This window comes from Undibacterium hunanense (assembly GCF_014284335.1).
In the GTDB taxonomy this organism is placed as follows: Bacteria; Pseudomonadota; Gammaproteobacteria; order Burkholderiales; family Burkholderiaceae_D; genus Undibacterium; species Undibacterium hunanense.
Map to the genome: position 1 here is coordinate 545305 of NZ_JACOGF010000003.1, position 13309 is coordinate 558613.

The 13309-nt window shown below is 51.0% G+C and carries 13 protein-coding genes and 2 tRNA genes; 2 read left to right on the forward strand and 13 right to left on the reverse strand.

Translation table 11 applies throughout. From position 1 onward, the window contains the following. Positions 1-166 precede the first annotated feature (166 nt). Positions 167-2113: an MASE3 domain-containing protein gene (locus H8L32_RS08500; RefSeq protein ID WP_186946718.1), complete on the forward strand. Its 1947-nt coding sequence runs from the start codon at positions 167-169 to the stop codon at positions 2111-2113. A gap of 84 nt (positions 2114-2197) precedes the next feature. Next, positions 2198-2530: a flagellar basal body rod C-terminal domain-containing protein gene (locus tag H8L32_RS08505; protein WP_186946719.1), complete on the forward strand. Its 333-nt coding sequence runs from the start codon at positions 2198-2200 to the stop codon at positions 2528-2530. A gap of 37 nt (positions 2531-2567) precedes the next feature. On the opposite strand, the gene H8L32_RS08510 is transcribed toward H8L32_RS08505, so the two are convergent. From H8L32_RS08510 to H8L32_RS08570, 13 genes are all read right to left on the reverse strand, one after another. Beyond that, positions 2568-3407 (reverse strand): sulfite exporter TauE/SafE family protein, encoded by an 840-nt coding sequence (locus H8L32_RS08510; RefSeq protein WP_186946811.1) that lies wholly within the window; start codon positions 3405-3407, stop codon positions 2568-2570. 1 nt (position 3408) lies between these two features. Further along, complete coding sequence (gene hemN / locus H8L32_RS08515) at positions 3409-4812, reverse strand: oxygen-independent coproporphyrinogen III oxidase (protein WP_186946720.1); 1404 nt, start codon at positions 4810-4812, stop codon at positions 3409-3411. An 11-nt stretch (positions 4813-4823) separates the two neighbouring features. Next, complete coding sequence (locus H8L32_RS08520; RefSeq protein ID WP_230412116.1) at positions 4824-5081, reverse strand: hypothetical protein; 258 nt, start codon at positions 5079-5081, stop codon at positions 4824-4826. A 59-nt stretch (positions 5082-5140) separates the two neighbouring features. Beyond that, positions 5141-5686, reverse strand: coding sequence for a FixH family protein (locus H8L32_RS08525; RefSeq protein WP_186946721.1), 546 nt, complete (start codon positions 5684-5686; stop codon positions 5141-5143). Between the two features lie 9 nt (positions 5687-5695). Continuing rightward, positions 5696-7108, reverse strand: coding sequence for a cytochrome c oxidase accessory protein CcoG (gene ccoG / locus H8L32_RS08530; RefSeq protein ID WP_186946722.1), 1413 nt, complete (start codon positions 7106-7108; stop codon positions 5696-5698). 33 nt (positions 7109-7141) lie between these two features. Continuing rightward, positions 7142-8179, reverse strand: coding sequence for a cytochrome-c oxidase, cbb3-type subunit III (ccoP, locus tag H8L32_RS08535; RefSeq protein ID WP_186946723.1), 1038 nt, complete (start codon positions 8177-8179; stop codon positions 7142-7144). Positions 8180-8181: 2 nt separating this feature from the next. After that, on the reverse strand, positions 8182-8328 hold the full coding sequence (locus H8L32_RS08540) for a cbb3-type cytochrome oxidase subunit 3 (protein WP_186946724.1): 147 nt from the start codon (positions 8326-8328) through the stop codon (positions 8182-8184). 48 nt (positions 8329-8376) lie between these two features. After that, complete coding sequence (ccoO, locus tag H8L32_RS08545) at positions 8377-8994, reverse strand: cytochrome-c oxidase, cbb3-type subunit II (RefSeq protein WP_186946725.1); 618 nt, start codon at positions 8992-8994, stop codon at positions 8377-8379. 35 nt (positions 8995-9029) lie between these two features. Continuing rightward, positions 9030-10469, reverse strand: coding sequence for a cytochrome-c oxidase, cbb3-type subunit I (gene ccoN, locus H8L32_RS08550; protein ID WP_186946726.1), 1440 nt, complete (start codon positions 10467-10469; stop codon positions 9030-9032). Positions 10470-10721: 252 nt separating this feature from the next. Continuing rightward, on the reverse strand, positions 10722-12641 hold the full coding sequence (locus H8L32_RS08555; protein ID WP_186946727.1) for a SurA N-terminal domain-containing protein: 1920 nt from the start codon (positions 12639-12641) through the stop codon (positions 10722-10724). A gap of 83 nt (positions 12642-12724) precedes the next feature. Next, positions 12725-12801, reverse strand: a tRNA-Asp gene (locus tag H8L32_RS08560). Positions 12802-12827: 26 nt separating this feature from the next. After that, positions 12828-12903, reverse strand: a tRNA-Val gene (locus tag H8L32_RS08565). Between the two features lie 51 nt (positions 12904-12954). Continuing rightward, the gene (locus H8L32_RS08570; RefSeq protein WP_186946728.1) at positions 12955-13227 is read right to left on the reverse strand and encodes an HU family DNA-binding protein; all 273 of its coding nucleotides are present in this window, start codon (positions 13225-13227) and stop codon (positions 12955-12957) included. Positions 13228-13309: the final 82 nt, after the last annotated feature.

Below are 13309 nucleotides of genomic sequence, written 5' to 3' on the forward strand. Positions count from 1 at the left end.
ACCAGCAAACCACGCTGTGGCTATCGTCCCTCCCTCTCTGCATCTGACGCTTCTGGCAATTAAATCCGGCGACATGTCTATCAGGCGCAGATTCCGCTTTAAAATAGCGATCGTCTGTTCCTCGTTCACCCATTGTGATTTCACTCTTTCATGACAACTGATTTTCATGGCAACTGATTATTCCAGACTGCTCCGTGCACGCTGGCTGACTGGCCTGCTCTTGCTGATATCAATGCTGCTGTGGGCAGGTCATGGCAGTCTGGCGTATATCAAGGTGGCATCGCCGTTACCGGTTCATACGCTGCTGGAAACCGCCACCGTCGTTATATTTACATCTGTCTTTATCGTATGCTGGAATGCATTTGGTGGCGCCCGTAAAAAAAGCAGTGTCATCCTGGCGGTGGCCTTTCTCTGTACCGCCATACTGGGCTGCATGCATGCGTTATCGTTTCAGGGCATGCCGGGCTTTCCGGATGCCAGCGACATGCACAAGTCCCTGCTGTTCTGGATACTGTCACGCTCATTCATCGCCACAACCCTGCTGGGCCTGGCATTGTCGCCAGAAGACTCCGATGTCAGCCCGCTACAGGCGTATCTGGTACTGATCGCCGGCTTACTGGCGACAGCAGGCTGGACTTACACCGTCTTTGCCTTTTCCGATTTGCTGCCGCTGACCTACATCGACACGGCTGGTCAGACCTCGTTCAAAATTGCCTGTGAAGCAGGATTGACAGGCATCAACCTGATTACCGCCTACGTGTTGAATCGCGATATCAAGCAGAAACAGGATGCAGAAAAAAACACGCAGCGCCTGCAGATAGATCGCGCTTCCCTGTTTCTGGCAGCGATGCTGCTGGCGATTTCGGAAGTATATTTTGCCCTTTATGCAGACAGCAGTGATCTGTTTGTCGTCATTGGCCATGTGTTTCAACTTTTTGCAGCCATCGCCATCTATCGTGGCATGGTCGCGGTGAATATCCACACGCCCTATACCAGCCTGGCAGAAACCAGCCAGAACCTGGCACGCTCGGCGGAAGAACTGAACTTGCAGCGCGAACGCCTGAGCCGTATGATCGATACCGCCATAGACGGCATCATCACTATCGACGACACCCAGACCATCATCCTCGCCAACCCGTCCGCTGCCACACTGTTCGGTTACGAAGTCAATGATTTGCTGGGTATCTCACTCAATACCGTGCTGCCGGAACGACATCGCAAAGTGCATGGCGAACATGTGAGAAAATTTGGTGAAACCGGTGCCACCCGACGCCGGATGGGTGGCAACTTCGAAGATTTTTATGTCACAGGCGTGAAAGCCAACGGCGATGAATTTCCGATAGAAGCCTCGATCTCCAGCCAGTTTGAGGCCGGCAAACGCTATTACACCGTAATCTTTCGCGACATCACCGAACGCAAGGTCGCCAAAGAAAAAATGGCCTTGTACCATGATGAATTAACCCAGCTTTCTGCTGCCCTGCAAAGCATACGGGAAGAAGAACGCAAGCATATCGCCCGCGAGTTGCATGATGACCTGGGTCAGTTGCTGGCCGCACTGCGCATGGATTTATCACTGCTGCAAAGAGACGACGTCCTCAGCAATAAATCTCAAAAAACCGTCAGCAGCATGGATCAGTTGTTACTGACTGCCATCACCACTCTGCGCCGTATCGCTACCGACCTGCGCCCACGTGCACTGGATGAAGGCGGCCTGTACTTTGCGCTACAGACTTTGCAGAAAGACTTCTCCAGCCGCCACGGCATCCATTGTGAGCTGGTGGCGAATGAAGAGCAGTTGGCACTGGATGATGCCCGCAGTACGGCCATCTTCCGCATCGTTCAGGAATCATTGACGAATGTGGTCAGACATGCCGACGCAACAGAAGTGGATATCAGATTTGAAAGAAACCCTCATCTGCTGCGCTTCACCATCAGTGATAACGGCAAGGGTATGGACGCAGACGACACCCGCAAGGCACGCTCATTCGGCCTGGTCGGCATGCGTGAAAGAGTCAAGGCCATGCAGGGTGAATTCAAGGTTGAGAGCCAGCCCGGTGAAGGTACCAGCCTGGAAATTCAGTTGCCATTGGCGGCAACATCTGACGATCTGTAACGCTTGGCCATATCTGTTCAAATTGTGTTTCCGGTATAATCCGAATTACTCAAGTATATCAAGCTTGTTTTTCGGGAAAATGCCATGTCAGTTTCAGCACTCAATAGCGGCCTGTCCGGGTTCAAGGCCTATTCCAGTGCGCTCGACAGTTCCAGCCATAATGTTGCCAATGCCAGTACCGCAGGCTTTGTACCGCAACAAGTCAGCTTTCAGGAACAACCCGCAGGCGGCGTCACCGCTACCATCAGCCAAGAAGGTGCCAGTCTGGCATCACAAAACCCGGCCGATAGCAGTGGCACCGACCTCGCATCAGAAATCGTGCAATCCATACAATTCAAGGCGGGATTTGATCTTTCTGCCAAGATTATCAAAACAGCAGATCAGGTGCTTGGTACTCTCATTGATATCAAGGCCTGAACAAGGTGAACTGTAACAGTTAAACGTATTTCAAAATTCATGCCACCGGCACGACACACAAAAATGCTGGCATGCTTTTCATATCAAAATACCACAGCCCCAGCAAGCCAACAGTCATCAGAAAACATGCCCCCGCCAGTCTGAATGTACGCATGGACGCAGTCTTGCTGGCACGCTGAAACAGGGTCTGTGTCAACAGCAGGTGCGGCAAGGCACTCACACCAAACAAAAGCATCAGAACAGCACCTGACCAGGCATCTCCGGACAGTAACGAAAACGGCGCTACCCCATACAGCAAACCACAGGGCAGACAGCCCCAGCCCATGCCCATTAAAAACGGATAATCTGCTGCCTTGTTTAAGGGTGTAGTTATGCTGGTCAGCATACCCTGCCATGCACCCATCAATTGCTGCATGAACTGCAGATGCGGCATCAGCCCCAGCAGGCGCAAGCCAAGAATAATCAATGCCAGATTGCCGATCACAAACATCAACTGCTGGACAGGAAGAATTGGTTTGAATACCAGGCCAGCCGCGCCCAGACCGCCCAGCGCAGCACCCGCCAACCCGTAAGTGAAAATGCGACCGCCATGCAATAGCATTTGATACTGCACATTGGCGGACTGGGTATGGCTATTCGTCAGTGCAACAGACTTGAAGCCGGCATTTGCCGCCATGGCAATCGGAATGATTTTTTTACCACCATTTTTGCCAGCACCTTTGTCAACGCTGCTGCTAACGCTTTTATCAACATGATTAACGCGTTTTTGTCCTGCCTGGGTCAGCAACATGGATATGCCGCCACACATGCCGGCACAGTGTATGCCGCCCAGTGCTCCGGCAGTCAATGCGGCAATCACCATGGGCAGGGTCAGCATATCAGATCAGTTTGGAATAATTGGCCGTGGTCTGACGTGTCAGGTAGTGGTCGAATGCCATGCCGACGGCACGTACAAACAAACGCCCCCTGGCTTCGACCGTGATTGCATTGCCACTGAGATTGATCATTTTCTCCTTTGCATAATAAGCGAGTTGCGCCAGTTCATGCGCAAAATAATCAGGGAAGGATATCCCGTATTGCTGCTCCAGTACATTAAAGTCAACAGTGCTGCTGCACATCAGGCTCATGATGATTTGCCTGCGCAACAAATCATCCATGCTCAGATCAATCCCTTTTTCCACCGGTAATTCACCCTTGTCGAGGCAGGCATAATATTCGTCCAGCGTGCGCAGGTTTTGCACATAGGATGCGCCGATCTTGCCTATTGATGACAGGCCCAGCCCGATCAGATCACAATCAGAACGGGTGGTATAACCCTGGAAGTTTCTATGCAGGCTGCCATCATCCATTGCCCTGGCCAAGCTGTCATCCGGCCTGGCAAAATGATCAAGCCCGATATATACATAGCCTTCTGCCTGCAAGCGACGCAATGACATCAAAAAGATTTGCAGACGCTGCTCGGCTGATGGCAGATCGGCTTCGGCAATACGGCGCTGTGGCTTGAAACGGGTAGGCAAATGCGCATAGTTATAGAGTGCTATGCGGTCAGGCGACAAGGCAATCACCTGATCCAGTGTTTCGGAAAAACTATCCAGATTTTGTTTTGGCAAACCGTAGATCAAATCAAAATTGATCGACTGAAAACCGGCTGCCCTGCTGGCCTGCACGGTGTTATCCACCAGCTCAAAGGTTTGCAGGCGGTGTATCGCTTTTTGCACCTCAGGATTAAAATCCTGCACCCCCAGACTGGTACGATTAAAACCCAGTTCGGCCAGCACCTGCAAGGTAGCTGCATCGACTGTGCGCGGGTCGATTTCTATGGAAATTTCGGCATCCTCAGAAAAATCAAAATTCGCCCGCAGCATTTCCATCAACTGGCGCATTTCTGCATGGCTGAGAAAGGTTGGTGTACCGCCGCCAAGGTGTAGCTGACTCAGCACTTCCCTGTCATGCAGGTGTGCCGTTACCAGTTGTAATTCTTTTTCCAGATACTCCAGGTATTTGGCTGAACGCCCATGGTCCTTGGTGATGACCTTGTTGCAGGCGCAGTAATAACAAAGCGAAGCACAAAACGGGATATGAATATAAAGCGACAGCGGCGGCTTGGTGCTCAGGCGACTACGTTCCTTCAGATACTGGATATAGGATTTCGCATCGAAGCCAGTGTGGAATCTGTCTGCCGTCGGGTAAGATGTGTAACGTGGGCCCAGCTTGTCAAAACGACGTATCAGTTCTTCAGGTATCTCTGGCAAAGAAAATCTGGCCGGCTCGTTCATTTTCATGATGATCTCGATTAATGTGCTTTCTGCACAAGTAAAGCGGTCAAACCACTAGACAGAATTCCAAGCAGCCAGAAGGCAAAGAAGCCCACTGTATATACCCCGGTAACATGCATTTGCAAACGCCGGTCAAGTACGATCAGCTCCATGGGATCAACCAGGCTGAAAAACAATCCTGTCGCCGCACAGGCCATCAAAAATGCCGGCCACAACACTATCATCAACATCGATCGCAACAGCGGTTTGCCATGGGTTGGTTGGTCATGTTCCAATTCTGTCCCCTTCTAATGATTATTCAGCTTAAGGTCAATAAAGCTTTAGGGAAGCAGCTTTATTTTGCCGCATGTAACTGCACCGGCCTTTGTTCTGGGTCAAACCAGTCACCTGTCATGCGCCAGTCACTGGTTTCCAGCTTGAGATGGAACAATTTGACAGACCCCGCAGTAAAATTAGCCAGGCTTTTCATATCCGCTTCATACATGCCGGGGCTGGTTTGCTGTAAAGGCAAACGCCGTATTACTTCGCTGACGGTATTGCCACCGGCTGCCGCATTGGCCAGGCTCAGTTGTATGGTATCGGGCAAACGTCCCTTGCCATTCAGTTGCAACAGCATTTTGCCATTTGCAAAATCGGCCCTGATACTGGCTTGCAATTGCAATTCCCTGGCTTTGGCGTCGCGCTGTATGTCTTTATTGATCATCAGACCCTGCTTGTAATAATCTTCAGCGACGACCTTGTCGGCGCCGTGCATGGCGATATATCCGGTAATCAGACTGGCGCAGACCACGATGGCAGGCCCACCAGCTACCAGCAGCAGCCATGGTTCTTTGTACCAGGCATCATGGGTTTTCTTGAGAGGTAATAAAGCGGCGTCCATGAATTTCTCCTATCGTGGAACAATAAATACAGCTTTTTCTGTGACATTGATTTCCGGCGCATCCAGGTCTTTGACGATGAAGCGTATGCGATTGGAGCCGGTTTCCAACACTCCGGCAGGAACACGCACCCTGACAGGAAAAGCCTTGGTACTTGCCGCACCCATATCAATATCAACATTATTCAGGATGACCGCGCCAAGGGCACCCTTCACTTCTATACTGTAGCGGCGCGGTGATTCTTGCGTATTCATCACTTGCAGGCGGTAGACGTTTTCTATCGCACCGGTTTCGGTGATCTTCGGCATGCCACGATCACGTAACACATCCACTTTCAAAGGCATGTGCAATGCCAGCGAGATGGCAGCCAGCAAAATGATCAGGCCGAGTATGCTTCCATAGATCAGGGTACGCATGCGGAATACGCGTTTCCACATGGCCTTGTCATCGAGTTTCCGGGTCAGGGCATGTTCAGTGGTATAGCGTATAAGTCCGCGCTCATAGCCCATTTTATCCATGACCTGATCACAGCCATCAATGCAGGCACCACAGGCAATGCATTCATATTGCAAGCCGTTACGGATATCTATCCCGGTCGGGCAGACCTGCACACAAATGCCACAGTCAACACAGTCACCCAGACCTGCTGACTTGTAATCGACTTTCTTGTTCCGGGATCCACGCGGATCACCACGGGCGGTGTCGTAAGTGACGATCAGCGTATCCTTGTCGAACATGGCACTCTGGAAGCGCGCATAGGGACACATGTATTTGCAGACCTGTTCACGCATCCAGCCCGCATTGCCGTAAGTGGCAAAACCATAAAACAGAAACCAGAAGGTTTCCCATGGGCCCAGCGTGAAATCGCCAACGCCTGTTGCCAGTTCACGAATTGGCGTGAAATAACCGACGAAGGTAAAACCTGTCCACAGCGCCAGCGTAATCCATAGAAAATGCTTGATGAACTTCAATGAAAATTTGCGGGTTGACATGGGCGCTGCATCCAGCTTGATCCTGGCATTGCGCTCACCTTCTATTTTCGCCTCTATCCACAAAAAAATCTCGGTGTAGACCGTTTGCGGACAGGCATATCCGCAAAACACGCGTCCGGCCACGGCAGTGAACAGGAACAGGCTCAACGCAGAAATCACCAGCAAGATCGCCAGATAAATAAAGTCCTGCGGCCACAGGACCAGGCCAAAGATATAAAACTTGCGCGCCACCAGATCGAACAGCACTGCCTGCCTGTCATTCCAGCTCAGCCAGGCAGCGCCATAAAACAGGATCTGGGTAAAAAATACCAGCACCCAGCGCCAGGAAGAAAACCAGCCTTTCTGCGCACGCGGATAAATTTTCCGGCGTTCTTCAAACAAAGCCAATTCAGCTTCTTCTATAGGGACCGGAATGATGGGTATGTGCTTCATGTGATTCTTTTTTTATCCAGTTTTCTGTCTGCCTTATTTGGCTGACGATGCAAGCTCAGACGCACTGACCGCATTCGATGCAGCAACTGGTGCAGAGGTCGTAGCTATCTGCTGAATGGACCCAGTATCGGCACTGCTGACCTGCGCTGTCACGCCACTATTGGACAAACCCCATACATAGGCAGCCAGCAAATGTATCTTGCCTTCGCTCAGCAAGCTTTTATGGGCAGGCATCTGGTTGTTGCGGCCTTTGTTGATGGTTTCCATCACGGTTTCAATACCGCCGCCATACAGCCATACCTTGTCTGTCAGGTTAGGTGCACCCAGGGCCTGATTACCTTTGCCGTTGCCACCATGGCAGGCCGCACAGGCGGCAAACTTGGATTTGCCGATGGCTGCCTTGATGGGGTCATGTGCAGATTCAGACAGGCTCAGAACATAGTTGGCGACATTCCGTACATCGTCGTCGGTGCCCAGCACCGCGCCCATAGGTGGCATCTGACCATGACGGCCTTCGCGTATGGTCGCCAGGATGGTTTGTGGATCACCGCCGTACAGCCAGTCTGTATCCGTCAGATTAGGATAGCCTTTTCCCCCCTGGGCATCAGAGCCATGACATTGCGCGCAGGTATTGAGGAACAGGCGCTGACCAATTTCTCTGGCCTGTGGATCTTTGGCAACCGCTTTGATATCCATGGCCAGATACTTGTTGAAGATGGGACCATACTGCGCCTCGCCATCCTTCATTTCCTTTTCATAGGCACCGGCCTGACTCCAGCCGAATGTGCCCTGCCATTTACCAAAACCCGGATACACAACCAGATACCCTGCACTGTAAATAACGGTCAGATAGAACAGCCACATCCACCATTTTGGCAGAGGGTTATTCTGTTCCATCAGGTCGCCGTCCCAGACATGGCCGGTGGTTTCTGCCGGCAAGGGCTTGCCGTTACTACCGATTTTGACCTTGACCTTGGATTGCGACCACAACAGCAAGACGCAGGCCAGCATGGACAAGGCCACAATTATGGCGATCCCTGTACTCCACCATTCGCTAAAAAAGTCTGCCATGGCTAATTTCCATTCTCATTATCAATTGGCAAGCGCGCCAGTTTCTCGAATTTTTCCTTGTTACCAGAACTGAAAGCCCAGTAAAGAATGCCCAGGAAAACGATGAGACTGATGACCGTCACTACGCTGCTCAGTATTGTGAAATTCATGTTATTTCTCCCTGAAAGGCTGAACCGTCATGGTTCAGCATTCCTGTATCAATTTTTGTTCTTGATTGCTGTACCCAGCACTTGCAGATAGGCGATCAGCGCATCCAGTTCGGTCTTGTTGGCCAATTCACCAGGGCCGGCCTTGATCTGCTCTTCAGTGTAAGGAACACCCAGGGTTTTCATGGCTTGCAGTTTCGGCGTAATGGACACCGGGTCAAGCTGGGTTTTGGCCAGCCACGGATAAGCCGGCATGTTCGATTCCACCACCACGGAACGTGGATCATTCAAATGATCCCTGTGCCAGTTGTCGCTATAGCGACCGCCTACACGCGCCAGATCAGGACCGGTACGCTTGCTGCCCCACTGGAAGGGATGGTCATACACCGATTCACCCGCGACAGAATAATGACCATAGCGTTCGGTTTCAGCGCGGAACGGACGTATCATTTGTGAATGGCAGCCATAGCAGCCTTCACGCAGATAAATATCCCTGCCGGCCAGTTGCAGCGGCGTGTAAGGCAGCATGCCCTGCACTGGCTGCGTGGTGGATTTCTGAAAGAACAGCGGAACGATTTCTACCAGGCCACCCAGACTGATGGTCAGAATCACCAGCACCAGTAACAGGCCCACGTTGCGCTCAATCAGATCATGAGTAAAATTACGCATCAAATTTCTCCTTTGATTTCTCTGCTATCTCTGATTTATGCATGGGCCGCAGCAGCAGGCAATGCAGGAATCGCGTTGTTGACCGGCTTGGCAGCCATAAGCGTTTTTGCGACGTTATAAGCCATGACCAGCATGCCACTCAGATACAGCAAACCACCAAGCATGCGTATCACATAGTAGGGATAGGTTGCCTTCACGGTTTCGACAAAGGAGTACGTCAGGGTGCCATCCTCATTGACGGCACGCCACATCAGGCCCTGCATGACACCGGCAATCCACATGGATGCGATATACAGCACCACACCGATAGTCGCCACCCAAAAATGCACTTCGATCAGGCGTTTGCTATACATCTGGGTCTGGCCAAACAGGCGTGGGATCAGGTAATACAAACTGCCGATGGTGATGAAACCTACCCAGCCCAACGCACCGGAGTGCACATGACCGACAGTCCAGTCCGTGTAGTGCGACAGGGCATTCACGGTTTTGATCGCCATCATCGGGCCTTCAAATGTAGACATGCCGTAGAAAGACAGCGATACGATCAGGAAGCGCAGGATAGGATCAGAACGCAGCTTGCTCCAGGCACCTGACAGTGTCATGATGCCGTTGACCATGCCACCCCATGACGGTGCCAGCAGAATCAGCGAGAACAGCATGCCTATTGATTGAGCCCAGTCAGGCAAGGCGGTGTAATGCAGATGATGCGGGCCGGCCCACATGTAAGTGAAAATCAGGGCCCAGAAGTGGACGATGGACAAACGGTAAGAATAGACAGGACGCTCTATCTGTTTCGGGATGAAGTAATACATCATGCCCAGAAAGCCCGCCGTCAGGAAGAAACCCACTGCATTATGTCCGTACCACCATTGCACCATGGCGTCCTGCACGCCTGAATAGGCGGAATAGGATTTCATGAAAGACACAGGGATGGCAGCGCTGTTGACGATATGCAAAAGTGCAACCGCAATAATAAAGGCACCATAAAACCAGTTCGCCACATAGATGTGCTCTACTTTGCGCTTGACCAGGGTGCCAAAGAACACCACCGCAAATGCGACCCAGACCACGGCGATCAGCAGATCGATAGGCCATTCCAGTTCGGCATATTCCTTACCCTGGGTATAACCCATGGGCAGGCTGATGGCGGCCGCAACGATGACCAGTTGCCAGCCCCAGAAAGTGAATTCAGCCAGGCCGTCAGAAAACAGACGCACATTTGATGTGCGCTGGACGACATAATAGGAGGTCGCAAACAAGGCGCAACCACCAAAGGCAAAGATCACGGCATTGGTATGCAAGGGACGCAAACGTCCGTAGCTGAGCCATGGTATTCCCCCGAGAAATTCCGGCCAGGCAAGTTGAGTTGCAATCACCACGCCCACAAGCATGCCGACTATTCCCCATACCACTGCCATGACAGAAAATTGCCGTACAACCCGATAGTTGTATGTGTTTTCTTTAGTTATTGTCATGATCTCACTCTGTTGTAAAAATACAGGGCAAGAATAACAACCGCACTGCCGGGCTACATTGATACATATCAAACGTAACCGGATTCAAAGTCGATTGCACATGAAACACAACACCGGCACGGCAATAACTAATTTTGGAGATAAAAAAAGACACCCGAAGGTGTCTTTTTAGTACGAAAAACGCTGACTGCTCTTAGTAGTTACAGTAGTTGCCAGTCGTTGTTAATCGCTTTTAATCTCTATTAATCACTATTATTGCGCTGTCGTGGCAGGTGCAGCCAAAGCCGCCTTGTTCACTGTCACCTTGGCTTTTTGCTTCAAAACGTCGATGTAGGAATACAGATTTTGCTGTGCGAGTATATTCGCCTGCTGCTGTGCTTCCGCAGTGCGTCTTGCCTGGTCTGGTGTACCAGCGCTGACCTTGGAAATACGGAACACGATATAACCTGCATCACCCAGGCTGGTGCCGACAAACGCCGGCAGTTTGCTGGTATCAGCACGCATCAGATCGACGAAGGCAAGGTCTGGAATATCCTGATTTTTCAGACGCGACACCACTTTGGATTCAGTGAACCCTGCGGTGGAATCAGCAGCCTTCAGTGCTGCCAGTTTTTCCTTGCCTTCTTTTTCAGCCAGTGCAGCAGCTTCTTTATGTGTGACCTGGGCAACAATGGATGCCTTTACTTCATCAAACGGACGCCTGGATGCCGCTTTGTATTCCACGATACGACCAGCCATCAAAGTATTCGGCGCCACTTCCACTGCTTCTGTATTGTGCTTTTTCTTCACTACGTCGTCAGCAAAAATTGCTTTCAAAAACTTGGCATTATTGGTTTCCACCGTCGCTGGCACACCTGGCTTGCTTTGACGTGTCAAGCCACTTGCGGTTTCTATCTTCAGCTTCAGTTTTTCTGCAACTGGCTTCAGGCTGTCTGGCTGTTCATAGACCAGATTACCAAAGGCTTCAGCAGCTTCAGCATAGGCTTTGCCTGCCTTCTGTTTTTTGATGTCAGCCGTGATTTGCGGTTTGACTTCATCCAGTGTCTTGATCGCCGCTGGCTTGATGCCAGTCACCATAATGATGTGGTAACCAAAGTCGGTCTGCACCGGATCACTGATTTCGCCTTGCTTCAGTTTGAATGCTGTTTCATCAAACTGCTTGACCATTGCACCGTGACCAAAAAAGTCCAGATCCCCACCTTTTTCGGCAGAACCAGGATCCTGGGAATTTTCCTTGGCCAGTTTGGCAAAGTCTTCCGGCTTTTTACGCAACTGCGCCAGGATGCCATCGATCTTTTCTTTTGCCTTGGCCTTGTCAGCACTGCTGCTGTCCTTGCCTGCTGCAATCAGAATATGGCTGGCACGGCGCTGTTCATCTGTACCGTAGAGTTTCTTGTTTTGTTCATAGTAAGACTGCACATCAGCATCAGATACCGTTACCTGTGCTGCCAGTGCCTCACTATTCAGAATCACATACTCAGCATTGATCTGTTCAGGAATTTCATACTGCGCAGAATTCTTGTCGTAGTAAGCTTTCAGCATGTCATCGGTGATTTTGACGCGGGATGCGAAATCATCACTCTTCAACATCATTGCCTGCACTTCACGCTCCTGCTCATTGATGGCTGACAGGCGCTCGGTAACGGCTTTAGGTACGAAAGCGCTGCCCTGTACGGCACTCAGCAATTGCTGCAATGTCATGTCCTGACGCAGGCGTTGCTCATATCCGGCCGGGCTCAAACCCTGTGCTGCCAGCAAGCTCTTGTAGCGCTCCGTATCAAAAGTGCCATCTGCCTTGGTCAGGCCGGATTCTTTCAAAATTGTCTGCTGCAGGGTCGCATCAGAAATCATGAGCTTCTTGCGCACCACTTCGGCAGTCATGGCCTTGCGGGCAATCAACTCATCGAGGATGTTTTGCTTGGCTTCAGGCGTACTCAGCAATTTGGAATCAAACTGCGGGCCATACATCTGACGCAAACGGTCGAGCTGGTCACGCGTTGCCTGATCCAGTTCCGACTGTGTGACGGAGGTGCCAGCAACGGTCGCAACAGCAGTATCACCACCACGCGAACGGGTATAACTTTCTATGCCGAAAAATGCAAAGGAAGGAAAAATGATCAGCAGCAAAAGAAATTGCATCAACCGCTGATGGGTACGAATATATTCAAACATGTTCAACCGATCACATGGCTAAGTATGACAAAACGCTCACGAATACAAAAAAAGGCGAACTTTCGTTCGCCTTTTCGATTTTCTGGCGGAGCGGACGGGGCTCGAACCCGCGACCCCCGGCGTGACAGGCCGGTATTCTAACCAACTGAACTACCACTCCTTTTTTACTGCCTTATGTTTGCTGTGTGGTGGGCGCTGAGAGGCTCGAACTCCCGACCTAAGCCTTGTAAGGGCTCCGCTCTACCAACTGAGCTAAGCGCCCCACTCGTACAATCAAACACCGTAGCGCTAGTCACCGCGCCACGAAAGAGCATTAGTTTACCGCATCTTTCAATGCTTTGCCAGGTTTAAATTTAGGAACCTTGGCAGATTTGATCTTGATGGCTTCGCCAGTACGTGGGTTACGGCCAGTTCTGGCAGCACGTTTACCGACGGAAAAAGTACCAAAACCAACCAGCGTTACTGTACCGTTTTTCTTCAAGGTCGATTTTACTGCACCAATCAGGGCATCCAGCGCACGCGACGAAGCCGCTTTAGAGATATCCGCTGTTTTAGCAATATGATCGATCAACTCAGTCTTGTTCACTTATAGCCCCCTCACAAAAATTTGAATTTCGCAATGATGTATTCGATTATTTTATTGGTCGTGCAAGCATCACCGCCAGCAG

Coding starts and splice junctions, on each gene's coding strand:
- H8L32_RS08500 (WP_186946718.1), top strand. CDS start 167: ATGGCAACTGATTATTCCAGACTGCTCCGTGCACGCTGGCTGACTGGC.
- H8L32_RS08505 (WP_186946719.1), top strand. CDS start 2,198: ATGTCAGTTTCAGCACTCAATAGCGGCCTGTCCGGGTTCAAGGCCTAT.
- H8L32_RS08510 (WP_186946811.1), bottom strand. CDS start 3,407: ATGCTGACCCTGCCCATGGTGATTGCCGCATTGACTGCCGGAGCACTG.
- hemN (WP_186946720.1), bottom strand. CDS start 4,812: ATGAAAATGAACGAGCCGGCCAGATTTTCTTTGCCAGAGATACCTGAA.
- H8L32_RS08525 (WP_186946721.1), bottom strand. CDS start 5,686: ATGGACGCCGCTTTATTACCTCTCAAGAAAACCCATGATGCCTGGTAC.
- ccoG (WP_186946722.1), bottom strand. CDS start 7,108: ATGAAGCACATACCCATCATTCCGGTCCCTATAGAAGAAGCTGAATTG.
- ccoP (WP_186946723.1), bottom strand. CDS start 8,179: ATGGCAGACTTTTTTAGCGAATGGTGGAGTACAGGGATCGCCATAATT.
- H8L32_RS08540 (WP_186946724.1), bottom strand. CDS start 8,328: ATGAATTTCACAATACTGAGCAGCGTAGTGACGGTCATCAGTCTCATC.
- ccoO (WP_186946725.1), bottom strand. CDS start 8,994: ATGCGTAATTTTACTCATGATCTGATTGAGCGCAACGTGGGCCTGTTA.
- ccoN (WP_186946726.1), bottom strand. CDS start 10,469: ATGACAATAACTAAAGAAAACACATACAACTATCGGGTTGTACGGCAA.
- H8L32_RS08555 (WP_186946727.1), bottom strand. CDS start 12,641: ATGTTTGAATATATTCGTACCCATCAGCGGTTGATGCAATTTCTTTTG.